The 18,402-nt window shown below is 71.9% G+C and carries 19 protein-coding genes and 1 riboswitch; of the genes, 9 read left to right on the plus strand and 10 right to left on the minus strand.

Translation table 11 applies throughout. The annotated features are described in order from the left end of the window. Positions 1-280: 280 nt before the first annotated feature. The 3 genes from ABT078_RS16930 to thiO form a co-directional block, all read right to left on the minus strand. A complete protein-coding gene (locus tag ABT078_RS16930; RefSeq protein WP_351228335.1) occupies positions 281-1,075 on the minus strand; it encodes a thiazole synthase in 795 nt (264 codons plus the stop codon). Positions 1,076-1,083: 8 nt separating this feature from the next. Then, positions 1,084-1,323, minus strand: a complete 240-nt coding sequence (gene thiS, locus ABT078_RS16935) for a sulfur carrier protein ThiS (RefSeq protein WP_351228337.1) — start codon at positions 1,321-1,323, stop codon at positions 1,084-1,086. Beyond that, positions 1,320-2,558 (minus strand): glycine oxidase ThiO, encoded by a 1,239-nt coding sequence (gene thiO, locus ABT078_RS16940; protein ID WP_351228339.1) that lies wholly within the window; start codon positions 2,556-2,558, stop codon positions 1,320-1,322. Before thiO ends, thiS begins: the two co-directional genes overlap by 4 nt. After that, a riboswitch (TPP riboswitch) is annotated at positions 2,555-2,667 on the minus strand. Its footprint overlaps the gene before it by 4 nt. A gap of 52 nt (positions 2,668-2,719) precedes the next feature. Between thiO and ABT078_RS16945 the strand changes: the two genes are divergently transcribed. The 6 genes from ABT078_RS16945 to ABT078_RS16970 all read left to right on the plus strand — a co-directional run bounded on the left by ABT078_RS16945 (position 2,720) and on the right by ABT078_RS16970 (position 7,538). Then, entirely contained in the window at positions 2,720-3,061 is a 342-nt protein-coding gene (locus ABT078_RS16945; RefSeq protein WP_351228340.1) for an avidin-fold protein, read from the plus strand. A gap of 28 nt (positions 3,062-3,089) precedes the next feature. Further along, the gene (locus tag ABT078_RS16950) at positions 3,090-4,319 is read left to right on the plus strand and encodes an NAD(P)/FAD-dependent oxidoreductase (protein ID WP_502981233.1); all 1,230 of its coding nucleotides are present in this window, start codon (positions 3,090-3,092) and stop codon (positions 4,317-4,319) included. A 43-nt stretch (positions 4,320-4,362) separates the two neighbouring features. After that, positions 4,363-4,728 (plus strand): Rv2175c family DNA-binding protein, encoded by a 366-nt coding sequence (locus ABT078_RS16955; RefSeq protein ID WP_351228342.1) that lies wholly within the window; start codon positions 4,363-4,365, stop codon positions 4,726-4,728. Positions 4,729-4,892: 164 nt separating this feature from the next. After that, entirely contained in the window at positions 4,893-5,549 is a 657-nt protein-coding gene (gene thiE / locus ABT078_RS16960) for a thiamine phosphate synthase (RefSeq protein WP_351228344.1), read from the plus strand. A gap of 70 nt (positions 5,550-5,619) precedes the next feature. Then, complete coding sequence (metF, locus tag ABT078_RS16965; protein WP_351228346.1) at positions 5,620-6,537, plus strand: methylenetetrahydrofolate reductase [NAD(P)H]; 918 nt, start codon at positions 5,620-5,622, stop codon at positions 6,535-6,537. A 50-nt stretch (positions 6,538-6,587) separates the two neighbouring features. Then, the gene (locus ABT078_RS16970; RefSeq protein ID WP_351228348.1) at positions 6,588-7,538 is read left to right on the plus strand and encodes a hypothetical protein; all 951 of its coding nucleotides are present in this window, start codon (positions 6,588-6,590) and stop codon (positions 7,536-7,538) included. A gap of 25 nt (positions 7,539-7,563) precedes the next feature. Here ABT078_RS16970 and ABT078_RS16975 read toward each other — a convergent pair whose 3' ends face one another. The 7 genes from ABT078_RS16975 to ABT078_RS17005 form a co-directional block, all read right to left on the minus strand. Continuing rightward, a complete protein-coding gene (locus tag ABT078_RS16975) occupies positions 7,564-9,078 on the minus strand; it encodes a phytoene desaturase family protein (RefSeq protein ID WP_351228350.1) in 1,515 nt (504 codons plus the stop codon). Positions 9,079-9,304: 226 nt separating this feature from the next. Beyond that, positions 9,305-9,928 (minus strand): DUF4126 domain-containing protein, encoded by a 624-nt coding sequence (locus ABT078_RS16980; RefSeq protein WP_351228352.1) that lies wholly within the window; start codon positions 9,926-9,928, stop codon positions 9,305-9,307. A 332-nt stretch (positions 9,929-10,260) separates the two neighbouring features. Continuing rightward, positions 10,261-10,869 carry a TetR/AcrR family transcriptional regulator gene (locus ABT078_RS16985; RefSeq protein WP_351228354.1) on the minus strand — a complete coding sequence of 203 codons (609 nt, stop codon included), beginning with the start codon at positions 10,867-10,869 and terminating at the stop codon, positions 10,261-10,263. An 11-nt stretch (positions 10,870-10,880) separates the two neighbouring features. Next, positions 10,881-12,968, minus strand: a complete 2,088-nt coding sequence (locus ABT078_RS16990) for a YhgE/Pip family protein (protein WP_351228356.1) — start codon at positions 12,966-12,968, stop codon at positions 10,881-10,883. Beyond that, on the minus strand, positions 12,940-13,839 hold the full coding sequence (locus ABT078_RS16995) for an ATP-binding cassette domain-containing protein (RefSeq protein WP_351228358.1): 900 nt from the start codon (positions 13,837-13,839) through the stop codon (positions 12,940-12,942). Before ABT078_RS16995 ends, ABT078_RS16990 begins: the two co-directional genes overlap by 29 nt. A 78-nt stretch (positions 13,840-13,917) precedes the next feature. Further along, positions 13,918-14,871 (minus strand): MASE1 domain-containing protein, encoded by a 954-nt coding sequence (locus ABT078_RS17000; protein WP_351228360.1) that lies wholly within the window; start codon positions 14,869-14,871, stop codon positions 13,918-13,920. A 175-nt stretch (positions 14,872-15,046) separates the two neighbouring features. Continuing rightward, positions 15,047-15,886 (minus strand): PP2C family protein-serine/threonine phosphatase, encoded by an 840-nt coding sequence (locus ABT078_RS17005; RefSeq protein ID WP_351228362.1) that lies wholly within the window; start codon positions 15,884-15,886, stop codon positions 15,047-15,049. A gap of 182 nt (positions 15,887-16,068) precedes the next feature. Between ABT078_RS17005 and ABT078_RS17010 the strand changes: the two genes are divergently transcribed. The 3 genes from ABT078_RS17010 (at position 16,069) to ABT078_RS17020 (ending at position 18,231) form a co-directional block, all read left to right on the plus strand. Next, positions 16,069-16,695, plus strand: coding sequence for an SAV_6107 family HEPN domain-containing protein (locus tag ABT078_RS17010; protein WP_351228364.1), 627 nt, complete (start codon positions 16,069-16,071; stop codon positions 16,693-16,695). A gap of 92 nt (positions 16,696-16,787) precedes the next feature. After that, a complete protein-coding gene (locus ABT078_RS17015) occupies positions 16,788-17,576 on the plus strand; it encodes a methyltransferase (RefSeq protein ID WP_351228366.1) in 789 nt (262 codons plus the stop codon). A gap of 262 nt (positions 17,577-17,838) precedes the next feature. After that, positions 17,839-18,231 carry an SCO2097 family morphological protein gene (locus tag ABT078_RS17020; protein ID WP_351228368.1) on the plus strand — a complete coding sequence of 131 codons (393 nt, stop codon included), beginning with the start codon at positions 17,839-17,841 and terminating at the stop codon, positions 18,229-18,231. Positions 18,232-18,402: the final 171 nt, after the last annotated feature.

The following is an 18,402-nucleotide window of genomic DNA, read 5'->3' on the forward strand; positions in this document are numbered from 1 at the left end:
ACGGGCTTGATGTGTGTCCCGGCACCGTCCGGCGGCCCGGGTGTCCGTACTCGATCACCGGACGGGCTGGAACTGCGCCCGGCACCGGCGGACGGGCACCGGACGTTCTCGGAGGCGGCCCGTGCGCGCCGAGTGGGCGTTGCCCGCTAGAACGCCGGGCGTTCCGGGTCCGGGGCCGCTCGGCCCTCCGCCGGCGACGAGGCCTCCGCGAAGTGCCGACGCGGGATACGGCCCGCCCGGTGGGCGAGGCGGCCCGTGCGCGCCGAGTGGGCGTTGCCCGCTAGAACGCCGGGCGTTCCGGGTCCAGGGCCGCTCGGCCCTCCGCCGGCGACGAGGCCTCCGCGAAGTGCCGACGCGGGATACGGCCCGCCCGGTGGGCGAGGCGGCCCGCCTCGACCGCGTGGCGCATCGCCTCGGCCATGAGCGCGGGCTCCTGCGCCCGCGTGACCGCCGACGCCAGCATCACCCCGGCACACCCCAGCTCCATCGCGAGGGCCGCGTCCGACGCCGTGCCCGCACCCGCGTCCAGGATCACCGGGACGCTCGCCTGCTCGACGATGAGCTGGAAGTTGTGCGGGTTGCGGATCCCCAGCCCGGACCCGATCGGCGAGCCCAGCGGCATGATCGCCGCGCAGCCCACCTCCTCCAGCTTCCGCGCCAGCACCGGGTCGTCGTTCGTGTACGGCAGCACGGTGAAGCCGTCGTCGACCAGCACCTCCGCCGCGTCCAGCAGCTCGATCGGGTCGGGCAGGAGTGTGCGCTCGTCCGCCACGACCTCCAGCTTGATCCAGTGCGTCCCGAGCGCCTCGCGTGCGAGCCGCGCGGTCAGCACGGCCTCGCCCGCCGTGAAGCAGCCCGCCGTGTTCGGCAGGACCTGGATGCCCAGCCGCTTCAGCACGGACAGGACGGACCCCTGCACGGTCGGATCGAGCCGGCGCATCGCCACGGTCGTGAGCTCCGTACCGCTCGCGACCAGCGCGCGCTCCAGTACGTCGAGGCTCGGCGCCCCGCCCGTACCCATGATCAGCCGGGACGAGAACTCCACCCCGCCCAACACAAAACGGTCATCCGCCATAGCCTCGATCAGCCTCCCTGCACCGCGGTGAGGACCTCGACCCGGTCGCCCTCGCCCAGCAGCGTCCCGGACCACTCGCCCCGCGGGACGACGGTCTCGTTCACGGCCGCCGCGACCCCGGACGGTGCCGCAGTCAGCGTCGCGACCAGCGCGTCCAGCGTGGTGCCTGCCGTGATGTCCCGCGGTTCTCCGTTCACGGACACGATCGTGGACCCGGTGGACCCGGTGGACCCGGTGGACCCGGTCATGCGGTTACCTCCTGACGTACGGGAGAGAAGCGGCGGGGGGTGAAGGGCTTTGCCTCTTCCGGCAGTTCCCCGGTGACCAGCGCATGTGCCATCACGTCGCCCGTCACCGGCGTGAGCAGCACGCCGTTGCGGTAGTGCCCGGTCGCCAGCAGCAGCCCGGGCAGTTCAGTCGGCCCGAGCAGCGGCGCGTTGTCCGGGGACCCCGGTCGCAGACCGGCGCGCGTCTCGGTGAGCGGCAGCTCGGTGAGGCCCGGCACCAGCTCGTGGGCGTCGCGCAGCAGCTGGTACACCCCGCCCGCAGTGACCGTCGTGTCCCAGCCGAGCTCCTCGCTCGTCGCGCCCACCACCAGCTCGCCGTTCTCGCGCGGCACGAGATAGACGTGGCTGCCGCGTACCAGGGCCCGCACTGTCCGTGACAGGAACGGCGCGTACGGGCGCGGCACCGTCAGCCGCAGCACCTGCCCCTTCACCGGCCTGACCGGCGGCAGTACCTCCTCCGGCACGCCCTCCAGCCGGCCGCTCAGACTGCCCGCGGCCAGCACCACCTGCTCGGCGGCCACCTCGCGGCCCCCGTCGAGCACGGCTCCGGCCGCCCGGTCCCGTACCACCGACAGCCGCTCGACCCAGGCGCGGTGGAACGTCACGCCCGCCCGCTCGCACGCCGCGACGAGGGCCTTCGCCAGCCGCCGCGGATCGATCTGGTGGTCGCCGTCCACCCGCAGCCCGCCGCGCACGCCGGGCGCGAGCATCGGTTCGAGGCGCCGGCACTCCCGGCCGGTGAGCCACTCCGACTCCAGTCCGGATCGGTGCTGCAACGCGTGGAGTTCGCGCAGATGCGCCCGGTCGTCCGTGTCGAGGGCTACGGCGAGCGTCCCGCACCGGCGGTATCCGGTGTCCTGCCCGCTCGCCTCCTCCAGCTCCGCGACGAAGTCCGGATAGCGACGCGCGGAGGCGAGATTGAGGCCGAGGAGCATCTCCTCGCCGTAGTGGAGCTCGGTGACGGCCGCGAGCATGCCGGCCGCGACCCGCGCGGCCCCGCCGCCCGGTTCGGGGTCGGCGACCGCGGTGCTCAAGCCGCGCTGTGCCGCCCGCCAGGCGGTGACGAGGCCGATGATTCCGCCCCCGATGACAAGGACGTCCGTCGTCGTCGCCGAAGGCCCTGTCGATGAATGCCCCGTTGGTGCATGTGCCGTCGGTGCACGTCCTGTACGCGATGGCTGCATACGTGGATGCATGGCGTCCAGACCCTCCCTTCGCCGGCATGACCCGGATCAGGTTCGTACGGTCGGAGGCCGCCTCAGCCTCCCTCTCAGCCCGGTGCTCCGGGCTCCCGCGAGTAGCAGTACGGTGACCAGCCTAACCCCCGCCCTCAACTCTCAGTAAGGGAGCCCGCACTGTGGCCCGCTCGCTCGACGGACTCGTGCTCGTCCCGGTCGCCGACCAGGCGCCGGGCCAGGTCGGTACGCGGACCCGGTTCGCCTACCACGAGGAGCAGGGCCGGATCTGGGCCGACTACGCGGGCGGTGACGTGGTTCGCGGCCATCTCGTCGGCACGCGCGAGGGCGACCGGCTGGACTTCCGCTACGTCCAGCTGAAGCAGGACGGGACGACATCTTCCGGGCACTGTGTCGCGACGGTCCTGGAGCTGCCCGACGGGCGGGTGCGGCTGGAGGAGACCTGGGAATGGGAGTCCCAGGAAGGCAGCGGCACGAGCGTGGTCGAACAACCGGCTTCCTGACGATCCGTCAAGTGGCTAGGGTGGCCGGGTGAGCGAGCAGACAACGCAGAGTCGCCGTGTCGTGATCGTCGGGGCCGGCATGGCCGGCGTCCAGACCGCCGTGGCCCTCCGCGATCAGGGCTTCTCCGGCACCATCACCCTCATCGGCGCCGAGCCGCACCAGCCGTACGACCGCCCGCCGCTCTCCAAGGCCGTCCTCCTCGGCAAGGCGGAGGGCTCCGCCCTCGACATCGACTTCGACGCACTCCGGGTCGATCTCCAGCTGGGCCGCGAGGTCGACGGCCTGCGCGCGGACGACCATGAGCTCGACACCCCGTCGGGGCCCGTCCCGTACGACATCCTCGTCATCGCCACCGGCGCCGAGCCCATCACCCTGCCCGGCACCGAGGGGGTCCCCGGCGTCCATCTGCTGCGCACGCTCGACGACGCGGAACGGTTGCGTCCGGTGCTGGAGCGGCAGCACGACATCGTGGTGGTCGGCGCCGGCTGGATCGGCGCCGAGTTCGCCACCGCCGCCCGCGAGGCGGGCTGCGCCGTCACCGTCGTCGAGGCCGCCGACCGCCCGCTCGCGGGCGCCCTGCCCGCCGAGGTCGCCGCGCCGATGGCCGGCTGGTACGCGGAGAGCGGCACAGAGCTCCTCACCGGCGTTCGCGTCGCGGGCATCGAGCCGGGTGAGGTCGTCCTCGCGGACGGCCGGCGGCTCCCGGCCGGGGCCGTCGTCGTCGGCATCGGCGCGCGTCCCGCCACCGGCTGGCTCGCGGGCTCGGGCATCGCCATCGGCGCGGACGGCTCGATCACCGCGGACGAGCGGCTGCGTACGTCGCAGCCCGATGTGTACGCCGTCGGCGACTGCGCCTCCTTCCCGTCCGGCCGCTACGGGAAGCGGCTCCTCGTCCACCACTGGGACAACGCGCTGCAGGGCCCGCGCACGGTCGCCGCGAACGTCGTGGCCGAGGGGGAGGACGCCGCGCCGCAGATCTACGACCCGGTGCCGTACTTCTGGTCCGAGCAGTTCGGCCGCTTCGTGCAGTACGCGGGTCACCACGAGGGCGCAGGGACACTCGTATGGCGGGGCGCCCCGGCGGCCGGTTCCGCCTGGTCGGTGCTGTGGCTGCGGGACGGCGTGCTGGTCGCCGTGCTCGCGGTCGGCAGGCCCCGGGACCTGGCCCAGGGACGCAGGCTCATCGAGACCGGCGCGCGGCTCGACCTGGTGCGTGCGGGGGACCCCGGTGTCCCTCTGAAGGCGGCAGCTCTCTAGGGTCCGGCTACCGACTGTCAGCCCGGGATGGCACGCTTGTCCCGTGACCGAGATTGACGCAAAGATCGATGCTCTCGTCCCCGCCTGGCTCCACCTGCCGGACATCGCGGAAAAGCTCGATGTCGAGGTGACGCGCGTACGGCAGTTGGTCAAGGAGGGCCAGCTGATCGCCGTGCGGCGCGGTGAGAACCGGACGCTTCAGGTGCCGGCCGCCTTCATCAAGGGCGACAAGGTGGTCAAGGGTCTCAGTGGGACCCTGACGCTCCTGAGGGACGACGGCTTCAGCGACGAAGAGATGCTGGAGTGGCTCTTCACGCCGGACCCCACCCTCCCGGGGACCCCCGCGGAGGCCCTCAGCGAGAATCGTGGCACGGAGGTGAAGCGCCGGGCCCAGGCGCTCGCCGTCTGAGGTCCTGACGAGACCACACCACATCGCACCGCACCGCACCACGGGAAGCGTGGTGTACGGACCGGGGCGGGGTACGCTTCGCAGCCCCGCCCCAGGTCCCGTACGCCGACGGAACCAGTTCCGACCTGCCGACCGACGGCCGGTCCCAACGGGGGGAGCACCTCATGTCCACGCTTCGCGAGCGCCTGTCCGATGCCCGGCTCTATCTGTGCACGGACGCCCGCAAGCACCAGAAGGACCTCCCCGAGTTCCTGGACGCCGTGCTCTCCTGCGGCGTGGACATCGTGCAGCTGCGCGACAAGGGCATGGAGGCAGGCGAGGAGCTGGAGCACCTCGCCGTGTTCGCCGACGCCTGCCGCCGCCACGGAAAGCTCCTCGCGGTGAACGACCGGGCCGATGTCGCCCACGCCATCGGCTCCGACGTGCTGCACCTGGGCCAGGGCGACCTGCCCGTGCCGGCCGCGCGGGCGATCCTCGGGGACGACGTGCTCATCGGCCGCTCCACACACGCGGAGGCCGAGGCCGCCGCGGCCGCCGTCGAGCCCGGAGTGGACTACTACTGCACCGGGCCCTGCTGGCCCACGCCCACCAAGCCGGGCCGCCATGCCCCGGGCCTCGACCTCGTGCGGTACGCGGCCTCGCTGCCGCAGGAGCGCCCCTGGTTCGCCATCGGGGGGATCGACGCGGGCAATCTCGACCAGGTGCTGGACGCCGGAGCCCGCCGTGTCGTCGTCGTCCGGGCGATCACGGAGGCCGACGACCCTGCCGTCGCGACCGCCGATCTCAGCAAGCGGATACGGGCCTACGGACGGAAGGGCTGACGGCGAACACCCGGTGTCCGATGGGTGGACAACGGTTGGGCACCCCAGATGCCCTGGATAATCTGCGAGCATGGCCCTCGGCACAGCTTCCACCAGGACGGATCGCGCACGCACCGTGCGCGAGATGCTTGCGACCGGCAGGACGTCGTACTCCTTCGAGTTCTGGGCGCCCAAGACCGAGAAGGGCGAGCGGAACCTCTGGAACGCACTGCGCCGGGTCGAGGCCGTGGGGCCGAGCTTCGTCTCCGTGACGTACGGCGCGGGCGGCTCCACCCGGGCGGGCACGGTCAAGGCCACCCAGAAGATCGCCGCGGACACCACTCTGACGCCGGTCGCGCACCTCACCGCGGTCGACCACTCCGTCGCCGAGCTGCGGAACATGGTCGGCCAGTTCGCCGACGCCGGGATCCGGAACATTTTGGCGCTGCGCGGCGACCCGCCCGGCGACCCGATGGGCGAGTGGGTCAGACACCCGGATGGGGTGACGTACGCCGCCGACCTGGTCCGGCTGATCAAGGACTCCGGGGACTTCTGCGTCGGTGTCGCGGCCTTCCCCGAGATGCACCCCCGGTCGACCGACTGGGACACGGACATCGAGCACTTCGTGGACAAATGCCGAGCCGGTGCCGACTATGCGATCACCCAGATGTTCTTCCGTCCTGAGGACTATCTGCGGCTTCGTGACCGGGTCGCCGAGGCCGGCTGCGAAACCCCGATCATCCCCGAGATCATGCCCGTCACCAGCGTGAAGCAGATCGAGCGCTTCGGCCGGCTCAGCAACGCGGCCTTCCCGGCAGACCTGGAAGAGCGGATCCGCGCGGTGAGCGACGACCCCGCCGCTGTACGCTCCATGGGCATCGAGTTCGCGACGGAGTTCTGCGCACGGCTGCTCTCCGAGGGTGTCCCCGGGTTGCACTTCATTACGCTCAACAACTCCACGGCAACGCTCGAAATCTACGAGAATCTCGGACTGCACGAGCAGTCGTAACCGGCCACACCCGCCACTACCCCCGGCGGCGGCCGATGAGAGGGGCGGGCATGGGCTGGACGGTGCTCTACATCGCGTTCGGCATTGTCGCGCTGTGGCTGCTCGGCGAGGTGCTGCTGCAGTACAAGGCGCGGCTGCGCTGGCGGCTGCTCGCGTTCGTCGGATTCCTCGGTGTCGTCCTCGGCGTGCTGATGCCGAACGTGATCGTGATCGCGGTCGGTGCGGTCGCCTTCGCGACCGGACAGACGTACGTCACGCTCTCCTTCCGGCGTGGCTTCTCCACGGGTTGGGCGATCGGCGGCAGCCCGGGCTCGAGCCGTCGGCGCAAGTCCGGCGACGGCGGCGCCCTGCGCGAGCCCACGCTCGAGGTGTCGGACCTCTCCTACGAGCCGCACGAGGCATACGAGCCGCACGAGGCGCACGAGGAGCCGTCGGCGGCGGAGCGGACGGCGGTCTACGAGCCGATGCCGCTGCCCGAGGACACCGGCCAGTACGGCATCTACAGGGACACCGCGTATGCGGCGAGCCAGGGCGGGAGCGTCGGTCAGGGGCAGGCCCAGGGGTACGGCCAGGGTCCCGCGCAGGACGAGTATCCGTACGGCGGGTACGACACGTACTCCTCGCCCTACGAGCAGCCGACCGCGGCCCAGGCCCAGGACGCCTACGCCGCGCAGTACGACTACGGCACGGGCCAGCAGCAGTACGCCGCCTACTCCGACCCGTACATCGGCAGCCAGGGCTACGGCTCGTACGACAGCCACGACGGCCGGCAGCAGTACAACGACCCCTACGCCGCCCAGCAGGGCTACAACGAGACACCGCCCGGCGGGGTCTGGGTGCCGCAGCAGCGCGACAGTGATCAGCACGTCCCGCCGGTGCCCCCCAAGCCGCCGCAGCAGCCCTCGCCGTACGGCTACGACCAGAACGACTATGACCAGAACGGTTACGACCAGAACGGCTACGACCAGAACGGCTACAACGGCCAGGCGTACCGCTACTGAAACCGGCTACGACCGGGACCGGAGCTCACTGCGAGCCGCGGAAGCCCTCGCCCTCCACGATCAGCCCCGCCACCAGCGCGCCCGACATGCCCGCATGCGCCAGTCCGCCGCCCGGGTGTGCCCAGCCGCCCGCGAGATACAGGCCCGGCAGCCGGGTGCTGTTCGACGGACGCAGACACCGGCCCCCGTCCCCGGCGAGCGCCGGCGGGCGCACGCGCCCGGTCTCGTCCGGGGTGAGGACCTCGCGCCACAGCAGCCGCTCGCGTATGTCCGGAACCACCGGTCGTGCCGCGGCGATGACCGTCTCCGCGTGACGCTCGCGCAGGGACTCGTCCGCCCAGTCGATGCCGGAGGGCCCACCGCCCGGGGCGACCGTCGCGGTGAGCGTGACCGCTTCGTGGGAGTCGTCGGGGCGGGCGGTCGGATCGTCCGGTCGCAGCACGGTGACCGTCGGACGCTCGGCGAGCGTGCCGCCGAAGACCGCCGCGGCCTCCGCGGCCGGATCGGGGGAGTGCACCACCGTCCGGTGGACGGTGCCCTTGGGACGGGCGCCGCGCAGCGCCAGCAGGACCGTGAACCTGCCCGGAGCGCCCTCCGCCGCCTCGGGCCGTACGTCGCCCTCCTGCCAGGGCAGGAGACCTCCGAGGCCGGACGCACCTGCGCCCGCCACCACATGGTCGGCGTCCACGGCCCGGCTTCCCCCAGGGCCTCCGGCACGGGAGGGCCCCTCGGAAAGCTGCAGGCCCGCCGCCCGGCCGTCCTTCTCGACGACGCCCGTCACCTCTGCGTTGAAGACGAACTCCACCCTGCGCTCCAGGCAGCGCTCGTACAGCGCACGCGCCAGCGCCCGCATCCCGCCCCGGACGTACCAACTCCCGAACGTCTGCTCCATGTACGGCAGCAGGGCGGCGCTCGCCGGGGTGTGCCGCGGATCCAGTCCGTACGACAGCGCACATGCGTCGAGCAACGCGCCGAGACGGGGATCGGCCAGCTCCCAGGCACCGACCTCGGCGAGCGTGCGCGCCTGGCGCGTACGCAGCATGCGGCGCTGCCGCAGCGCCGGATACGGATCGCGGCCGAGCACCTGCCAGTCGGGCCGCAACGGCTCCTCCAGCAGCGGCCGCCGCGAACGGTCCCAGGCGTCCCCGGCGCGCCCGAGGAACTCGCCCCAGCGCCCGCCCGCCCCGGCCCCCAGCGCCGCGTCCAGCGCGGACACGACGCCCCCGCGCGAGGCATTGGGCAGCGAGACGGTCGTGCCGTCCGCGAAGACGTGCCGGCTAGCGGGGTCGACCTGGGCGAGCTCGACCCGGCCCTCCAGCGGCTCCTTGCCGGTCTTGACGAACAGATCCCGGTAGACGGCGGGCAGATGCAGCAGACCGGGGCCGGTGTCGAACGCGAACCCGTCGCGCTCGAACCCGCCCACCGCGCCGCCGAACGTCGCCGAGCGCTCGAACACCGTCACCCGGTGCCCCGCCACGGCCAGCCGCGCCGCCGCCGCCATGGCGCCCATCCCGGCGCCGATCACCGCAATCCGTCCCATGTCAGCGACTTTATCGACCCCCACTGACAGCCCGTCGCCGCGCCCCGGGTTCCGACACGGGTGGGCCTGCGGCCGGCCCGTTCCCCACCCGTCCGCCCTTTCCCGGCTGCTCGATGTGCGGCTCCGTGGCTGAGGGCATGCGCAGGTCCGGGGCACGCCCACTAGCGTCCCGTCGGCCCGCCCGCGATCGCCGCACAGGCTCGGAACGAGCCCTTCGCCAGAGGCGTCAGCGTGGCGGACGGTCGGGCAGCCCGGCCGCGGCCGCCAGCCGTTTCTCCTCGCGCCGCTGCGCCATCCGGCGCAGAAAACGGCGGATCCGCGAGGCGAGGAAGACCAGTGTCACGAGGCCCAGCACGAGCAGTGTCGCCGCGATGATCGCCGCAGGCAGCGGATGGAACATCGCGAAGGTGATGATTCCGGCGACACCGAGGTCCTCGGTCGTGCTCATGGCGATGTTGCTGAACGGCTCCGGGGACGTGTTGATCGCCATCCTCGTCCCGGCCTTCACCAGATGGCTCATCAGCGCCGTCGACCCGCCGACTGCACCGGCCGCGAGCTCCGGCAGCGAACCGCTCTCCCCGGCCAGCAGCGCCGCCACGACCGCGCCCGCCAACGGCCGGATCACCGTGTGGACGGAGTCCCACGCCGAGTCGACGTACGGGATCTTGTCCGCCACCGCCTCGCACAGGAAGAGCACACCCGCGGCGACCAGCACATCCGTGCGCTGGAGAGACTCGGGCACCTCGTCGCTGATGCCGGTCGCGCCGAACAGGCCGAGCAGCAGGACCACCGCGTACGCGTTGATTCCACTGGCCCAGCCGCTCGTGAAGACGAGGGGGAGTACGGACACGGACGCGATCGTAACCAGCGAGCGCCGGATCCGGGTGGGGATGAGCGCGGGCGTCTGAGTACCCGTACCCAGGTGAGGAGATGAGTACCTGCGCGGATGGGCTCTCACCTGCGCAGACGGGAGAGTGGAGACCACGGGAGGGCGCGGCGTCGGCACCGCCGGCACGGGGCGGCGGAACGGCGCGGCGCACCGACCGAACGGGGGTTGCCCGGACCAGGGGGAACAGCGGTACAGGGCAACGGGGGTAACGGGGAATCGGGGGAAACGCCGGTCCGGTGAGCTCGGGGGGATCGAGCTTCACCGGACCGGCACTTTTCTGTCCTCCGTGCGGGCTACCGCCCGCTGACCCGCCCGTGCAGCAGCCGGGACAGCGCCGCGTGCACATCGTCGATCGACCGCTCCGGCTGGAACGCCTGCCAGTCGAGTGCCGCCACCAGCACCATGCCCACGAGCGCCGCAGCGGTGAGCGGAATGTCGATCTCGTCGCTCAGCTCACCCCGCTCGACACCCTCCCTCAGGACCGTTTCGACGACGGCGACCGCCTGCTGACGGACCACCAGCAGTGTGGACTGCCAGGCCCGGTTGGTGCGCCAGAGCTCGGCGACGTACAGCTGCGTGAAGGCCGGGTAGCGGTCGATGAAGCCCAGACCCGCCTTGATCATCGCGTCCAGCGCCTCGACCTTGGTGCCGCCGCGCTCATCCGTCTCGTCGGCGGCGGCCTGCAGCGACGCGGTGAGCAGACCGACCCCGTACCGCAACAGCTCCTCGAAAAGTTCGGTCTTGCTCTTGAAGTTGTAGTAGACGGTGCCCTTGGCGACTCCGGCCCGTTCGGCGATCTCGTCGACCGTCGTCGCGGAGAAGCCCTGTTCGGCTATGAGGGTCACGGCCGCCTCGTAGAGCTTGGCCCGCGTCGCCTGTCTCCGGGTGCTGCTGCTGTTCATGGGGTCGATTCTCACAGGCTCAGCTCCGGGTGGAGACGGTCGAACGTCCACACCTGCTTGCGCCGCGCGGACACGGCGGTCAGCGCGAGCGCCCCCGCGGTGAAGGCGAGCAGGACCGCCGTTCCCTGCCAGACCGGGCCGATGCCACCGCCCGTGATCAGCCGGCGCAGCGCCTCGACGACGTACGTCATCGGCAGGAAGGGGTGGATGGCGTTGAAGAACCCGGGGCTGGTCTGCACGGGATAGGTGCCGCCAGCGGAGGTCAGCTGGAGCATCAGCACCGCCAGGACCAGGATCCGGCCCGCTGCGCCGAAGCGGGCGTTGAGCCACTGGATGACCGCGGCGAAGCAGCACACCACCAGGGCCAGGAAGCCGACGGTCCCGGCCGCGCGGGCCATCTGGAGTCCGAGCCCCCAGTGGAGGACGGACATCAGAGCGGCGACCTGGAGCAGTCCGATCGCGGCCACCGGAAGGAAGCCCGCGAGCGCGATCCGCCACGCGGAGGCACCGGCGGCGAGGGCACGCCGGTTGAGCGGCTGGATCAGCATGTACGCCACCATCGCGCCCACCCAGAGGGAGAGCGGGATGAAGTACGGGGCGAAGCCGGTGCCGTAGTTGGGCGCCTTGTGCAGCGACTGGGACGCGAGTTGGACGGGGTCGGCCATGACGTCCGTACGCCGGTCCCGGTCCTGCTTGTCGTAGTCGGGGATCTTGCCGACGCCCTCGTTGAGGCCCCCGGCCAGCTCGCCGGAGCCGTCGACCAGCTTGAACATGCCGCCGTCGAGGTCCGTCGCGCCGGTCTCCAGCCGACCGACACCCGAGTCGAGGTCGGAGGAGCCGGTCTTGGCGCTGGTCAGTCCGGTGTGGATCCGGTCCGCGCCCTTGGCGACCCTGTGGGCGCCGGTGTTCAGCCGGTTGATGTCGGCGACGGCCTTCTCCACGTCGTCGTCGAGAGTCGGGGAGCGGTCGGCGAGCTTCTTCGCCTGCTCCTGCAGGGTCTTGAGGTGCGAGTCGAGCTTCTTCAGGTCGCCGCTGTTGTCCTTCACGAGCGTGTTGACGTCCTCGGCGATCTCGGCGGCGTCGGCGGCGCTGGTCACGGCCCGCTTCAGGGTGGGGCAGTACGCCGGGTCGGCGAGGAGCGCGTCCTCGCAGCGGTCCTTGTGGATCTCGGCCAGATCGTCGGCCGCCTCGCGCGCCTTGGTCGCCGCTCCTGGCGCGTGCGTCACGAGCAGGTCCAGATTGTGGCGGGCCGCCCGGGAGGAGTCCTCGACGAAGCGGGCGGTGTCGCCGATCGTCCTGCCGTTGTCCTTGAGGTACGGACGGACGTCGGCGGCGATGCCGTTGACCTTGTCGGCCAGCTCCTGGGTGCCGGAGGCCACCTTGCCCGCGCCCGTCTCGAGGTCGCCCGCGGCCTTGTCGAGCCGGTTGATGCCGCCGGCCAGCTTCCCGCTGCCGTCCTTGGCGTCCTTGAGGCCGTCGGCGAGGTCCTTCGAGCCCTTCTTGGCCTTGCCGATGCCGCCCTTGAGCGTGTCGGCACCCTCGGCGGCCTTCTCCGTGGCGTCGTGGATGTCGGAGAAGGAGATGAAGATCCTGTCGAGGAAGGACCGGGAGGCGTCCTTGGAGGCGGCGCCCCGTACCTCGGAGAAGACCGTGCGGGAGATCTGCCCGACGATGTAGTTGTTCGCGTCGTTCGTCCGTACTTCGAGCGCGCCGGTCTCCGGCGAGTCGCCGGAACTCGACGCGATGCGTTTGCTGAAGTCGGCGGGCATGGTGAGGGAGAGGTAGTACGTGCCGTCCTCGACGCCCGCGCGGGCGTCCTCGGCGCTCACCTCGTGCCACTCGAAGACCTCGCTGTCGCGCAGGCCCTTGGTGATCTCGTCACCGGCGGCGATCTTCTTGCCGGCGGCCGTGGCCCCCTTGTCGTCGTTGACGAGCGCGACGGGGATCCGGTCGAGGCGGCTGTACGGGTCCCAGAACGACCACAGGTACAGGGCGCCGTAGAGCAGCGGCAGCAGCAGGATCGCGACGAGAGCGGCGCGCGGCAGCTTCCCCCTGCCGAAGCGCTTCAGCTCAAGCGCGGCCAGTCTCGGCGATCGCATCGGCCGGCTCCTCCTCGGTCGTGGTCTTGTCGGCGTCGGTGTCGGTGTCAGGCTCCGGCGTGGGCTCGGGTTGGGTCATGGGCTCGGCGACGGCCTCGGCCTCGGCCTCGGCCTCGGGTACGGGCGCGGGTACGGGCGCGGCTTCCTTCCCGGCCACCGTGTCCGTGGTGGCGCTGGGCGCCGTCGAGACCAGGACCGCGTCCTCCGGGGCCTCGCTGCACACCGCCAGTACGGTCGTGCCCTGCTCGGCCACGACGCGCAGCAGGGCCCAGACCTGGGCCCGGTCCGCGTCGGAGAGCTTGAGGTCGGTGTCGTCGAGCGCCAGGAGCCGTGGGCGTCCGATCAGGGCGAGCGCGACCGACAGGCGCAGGGCCTCCAGTCGTTCCAGGTCCCTCACGGTCGTACGCCCTGCCTTGGGCAGTGAGTCGAGGTCGAGGCCCGCGGTCTCCAGCGCTTCCTCGACACGGCTACGGGTCGATGCCGCCGCCCGCTCACCCCTCGGCCGCAGCAGAGCCCGCAGCGAGCCGTCGAACCGTCGCTGGAGCAGGGCCCGCTCGCGCAGGTGCTCGTCGACGGTGAACGAAGGGTCGAGATCGCTGACGCCGGGGACCGGGCCGAGCGCGCTGACCCGCCGTACGGCCGCCATATTGCGCGGCAGCCGTAGTCCGGCGACCTCGGCGTGGCCCTCCGTGGGCTTCATCCGGCCGGTGAGCGCGAGCAGCAGACAGGTGCGGCCCGAGCCGGAGGGCCCCTCGACCGCGATGAGCGAGCCGGGTCCCGCATCGACGTTCACCCCCCGGAACGCCCAGCCGCGCGGGCCCTTGAGCCCGAAGTCCTCGGCGGTGACGGCCGCCCCGTGCGTCCTGTCCACGCACACCCTCCCCATTTTTACACTGACTGGTCAGTGCAAAAACTATCCTGCGCCGGTGGCCGGTGCCAAACGGGTGCGTCAGCCGCCGCGCTCGCGCGGATCGACGTCGGCCACGATCTCCTCGAGCCGGGCGCAGACCCGCTTGATCTCCTCGTGGGTCGCGTTCCGCTCGGTGATCACCGCGGCGAGCAGCAGGGCTGTCAGTGCGGCGCAGCCGTTGAAGGCCTGCAGCGTGACCATGTTGGAGAACAGGTCCTGGCCGGCGAACGGGCCGACCTGCCGGGCCGCGGCGACGATCGTGAGCGTGGACACCACCAGTGCACACGGCGCGGCCCCGGGCAGCTGGAAGCGGAACGCCGCCCAGATCAGGAGCGGGAAGACCAGGAAGAGCAGCGTCGAACTGGAGCCACGCGTCGCCAGAATCGTCACGAGGAACGTGGCCACCGTCAGGGCCACCGCCTCGACCCAGCGGGGGAGCGAAACGTCCCGGGGCCAGCGGGCCCTTCGGAGGACGAGCAGGAACGGGGTGACCACGAGGACACCCATCGCGTCACCCGTCCACCACACCGACCATGTCGGCCAGAACTCGCCCGCGCCCACCGCCCCGGCGAGCACCAGCACACCGGTGCCGATGGTCGAGCTGATCAGCATCCCGGCCAGTGCGCCGAGGAAGACCAGGAGCAGGCCGTCGCGCAGCCGGTCCAGCTCGGGGCGGAACTCCGCCCGGCCAAGCATCAGATACGCGCAGACCGGAGCGATCGTGTTCCCCGCCGCGATGCCCAGGACGGCCGGGAGCGACGGGCCGATGAACACATTGACCAGGAAGGCGCCGAGCGCGATCCCCGGCCAGATCCGCAGCCCGAACACCACCAAAGCGGCCACGGCCACTCCGGTGGGCGGCCACAACGGCGTGACCTGGCCACCCACCAGCTGCTGGAGCAGGCCCAGCTCGGCTGACCCGTAGTAGACGGCGGCGACACCGAGGATCCGCAGCGCCGCGAAGCCGTGACCCCGGATCTCCTCGTCGCGCACGACAGCAGTGTGCGCCGCCGACGGCAGCGCGGCGAGTCAGCGGCGAGTCAGCGGTGAATGGGCCGTTGGGGGGCCGTGCGGCGGCCGGCGGTCGGTGAGCAGGAGTGAATCGCCGGGCGGCGACACGGGGTGCGTCGTACGGCGGGCAGGCCGTGCGTCGGGCAGGTCGCAGGTGTCAGGCGGGTCCGGCGGCAGGGGGCCCGTCGTAGCGGCTGACGAGCACGGCGGCATCGTCGCGGTGACCGGTCAGATCGGCCACCTTGATGACGGCGGAGGCCAGCACGTCGGGGTCGGCGTCGAATCCCGCGCGTACCAGACGGAGCACCTCGGCCAGACCTGCTTCCATCGGGTACTCCGGTCCCTCGACGACCCCGTCGGTAAGAAGGACCAGGACCCCGGCCTCCGTCAGTCGTCGGCGGGTGACCGGATAGCGCTCGCCCCGCATGATGCCCAGCGGCGGGCCGCCCGGGTCGAGGGCGACGCCCGAGAACCCGTCGGCCGTCGCCCAGATCATCGGCACATGGCCGGCCCGGGACACGGTGAGATCGCGGCCGACCGAGTCGTAACGCAGGAGACAGCAGGTCGCGAAGAGGCCGAAGCCCATGGATATCAGCAGCTCGTTGGCACGGCTCAGCACCTGGCCGGTGTCGCTCGTCGTCTCGGCGAGCGCCCGCAGGCTGGTGCGGACCTGACCCATGAAGGCGACGGCCTCCACGTCGTGTCCCTGTACGTCACCGATCGCGAGCCCGAGCGATCCGTCCGCCATCAGGAAGGCGTCGTACCAGTCACCGCCGACGTCCAGCCCGTCCCGGGCGGGCGCGTACCGCGCCGCGACATGCACGCCGGGGAGATGCGGCAGTTCGGGCGGGAGCATGTGGCGTTGCAGGGCCATGGCCAGCTCCACCCGGGCCCGCTGGAGCCGGATCCGCTCCAGGGCCTGGTCGACGAGACGCCCGAGGGTGGTCAGGAGTTGCTGCGCACTGTCGGGCGGCGGGTCGGCGCGATGTTCACGCATGACCGCTCCGGGTGTTCCCGTGGACTCCGGTGGTTCCCGCGGACTCCTGACCTCACCTTAGCCGTCCGTCACACATCCCACCTCCACGGGCGAATGAGCAGGTCAGAGCCGATTGTCAGTGGCGCCCCCCACGATGGACACATACGGCCACAGCGCCGTCACACGACGACAGGAGGTTCGTCATGGCCAGCTCGTACGCCGCTGCCGCACGCCGGCTCCGCGCAGGCGGCCCTGCACCCTCACTGCCCGGTTCCTCGCAGGGCGGTCCCGCGAGCGATGTCCACCCCGTGCTCCGGCGGTCATCGGCCCCGCCCGCAGCCCTCGACCTGCTCGCCCAGGCCCGTGCCGGCCTCGATGAGGCCGCCACCCTGGACACGCCCAACGAGCGGTATGCCACCGCCCATCTCGCCGCGCTGCGCACCGCGGCGGCCGTTCTCGCCGTCCGTGGCCGTCCCGAGACCAGTCCCCGCCGCCGGGCCCGCATAAGGTCCGCCTGGGAAGTGCTTCCCGAGATAGCTCCCGAGCTCACGGAGTGGAGCGCGCTCTTCGCCTCAGGCGCCCGGCGCAGGGCGCGCGCGGAGGCGGGCATCCGGGGGGCCGCCACCAGCCGCGACGCAGACGATCTGCTGCGCGACGCGGCCATGTTCCTGCGCCTGGTCGAGCGGATGCTCGTGCTCCAGCCGGTGCTGCCCCAGCCCAGGCCCCGGCCAGGGTCGGAGTCCGGCCCGGAGCCCCGGCTGCGGACGGGTCCCCAGCCCGGCCCCGGGTCCGGGCGGGAGCAGCCGGGGGCGGGAGGCGCCGTGGGATGACCGGGAGGCCGGGCCGAGGCAATAGGGTGGAGCGAGCTTGCACCGTTCACGCCCCGCCACCGGGGCGGCACCGCGCCGAGGAGTCAACTGCCGTGCCGGACCAGACGCTCCCCCGAGGGCCTCGCCCCGGGGGGACCCCCTCCCGGGCCTCCCTCCGTACCGCCGTGGTCTGGGACGTCCTGCGGGAAACCCTCGACCGCCGGCTCAAGGCGACCGGCCGGGACGCCCTGGACGTCCTCGACACCGGCGGCGGCTCGGGCAACTTCGCGGTGCCCGCCGCCCGCCTGGGCCATCGCGTCACCGTGGTCGACCCCAGTCCCAACGCCCTGTTCGCGCTGGAGCGCCGGGCCGCGGAGGCCGGCGTCGCGGACCGGGTGAGCGGCGTCCAGGGCGATGTCCACGGCCTCTTCGACGTGGTCGGGCGCGACGCCTTCGACATCGTGCTCTGCCACGGCGTGCTGGAGTACGTCGACGACCCCGCCGAGGGTGTGCGGAACGCCGCGGAGGCGCTGCGCACCGGCGGATCGCTCAGCCTGCTCGCCGCGGGGCTCGGCGGTGCCGTGCTCGCCAGGGCCCTGGCCGGGCACTTCACCGAGGCCCGTCATGCGCTCGACGACCCGGCCGGCCGCTGGGGCGCGGGCGACCCAGTGCCGCGTCGCTTCACGGCCGAGCAGCTCACCGAGCTCGTCGAGGCGGCGGGCATGGAGGTCGGTTCCGTGCACGGTGTGCGGGTCTTCGCCGACCTGGTCCCGGGCGTCCTCGTGGACACCGAACCGGGTGCGCTGGACGCTCTCCTCAAGTTGGAGGCGGCCGCCGCCGAGCTGCCCTCGTTCCACTCGGTCGCGACCCAGCTCCACGTTCTGGGCGAGAAGCGCGGCTGACCCCGTCGCTGATCAGGGGCGCAGCCGCAAACGGAGTACGCCGCAGGCCACCCGAACGGGGCGTTCGCCCCGTATGATCGGGGGACATCATCCGGCATGACGGATCGGCGGTTGGGGAATCAACGCTTCAGCAGTCGAGCCGGCATGGCGGCCCCGAACAGCGAATGGGCGCAGAGGGCGGGTTTCACGGGGGCGATTCCCTGCCTATCCTGAAAGGGCCGCATACCGGTCGCCCCCAGCGACCGACGACTAGGAGGACTCCGTGCCGCTCTCGGAGCACGAGCAGCGAATGCTCGAGCAGATGGAGCGAGCGCTGTACGCCGAAGATCCCAAGTTCGCGACAGCGCTCGAGGGAAGCGGGCTGCGTACGTACACCCGGCGACGGGTCTACCAGGCGGTCGCGGGCTTCCTGGTGGGTATCGCGCTCCTCATGGCCGGAATGGTCACCACGGTGATCTGGATCAGCGTGGTGGGCTTTCTCGTCATGCTCGGTTGTGCGGTCCTCGCGGTCACCGGGTGGCGCAAGGCCCCCAAACCGGGTGAGCAGGCTCCCGGGGCTCAGACCGCGCGCCGACAGCCCAAACAGCGCCGGTCGATGATGGACCGGATCGAACAGCGGTGGCAGCGCCGCCGCGACGAGCAGGGTGGCCAGTGAGCCTCCGGACGTACTGAACGTCTCCGATCTTCGCCGAGCGGGCGCGAAAGCGTGCCGCGCGGCAGGCACATACAGGTGAGGGGTGACCGCGTTTCAGCGGTCACCCCTCACCTGTTTGATCGGCCGTCGCTCGCCCTCTGTTCGAGGAAAATCACCCGTTCGGCGTAATCG

Origin of the sequence: Streptomyces sp. NPDC002133 (genome assembly GCF_040296405.1) — a bacterium.
Classification (GTDB): Bacteria; Actinomycetota; Actinomycetes; order Streptomycetales; family Streptomycetaceae; genus Streptomyces.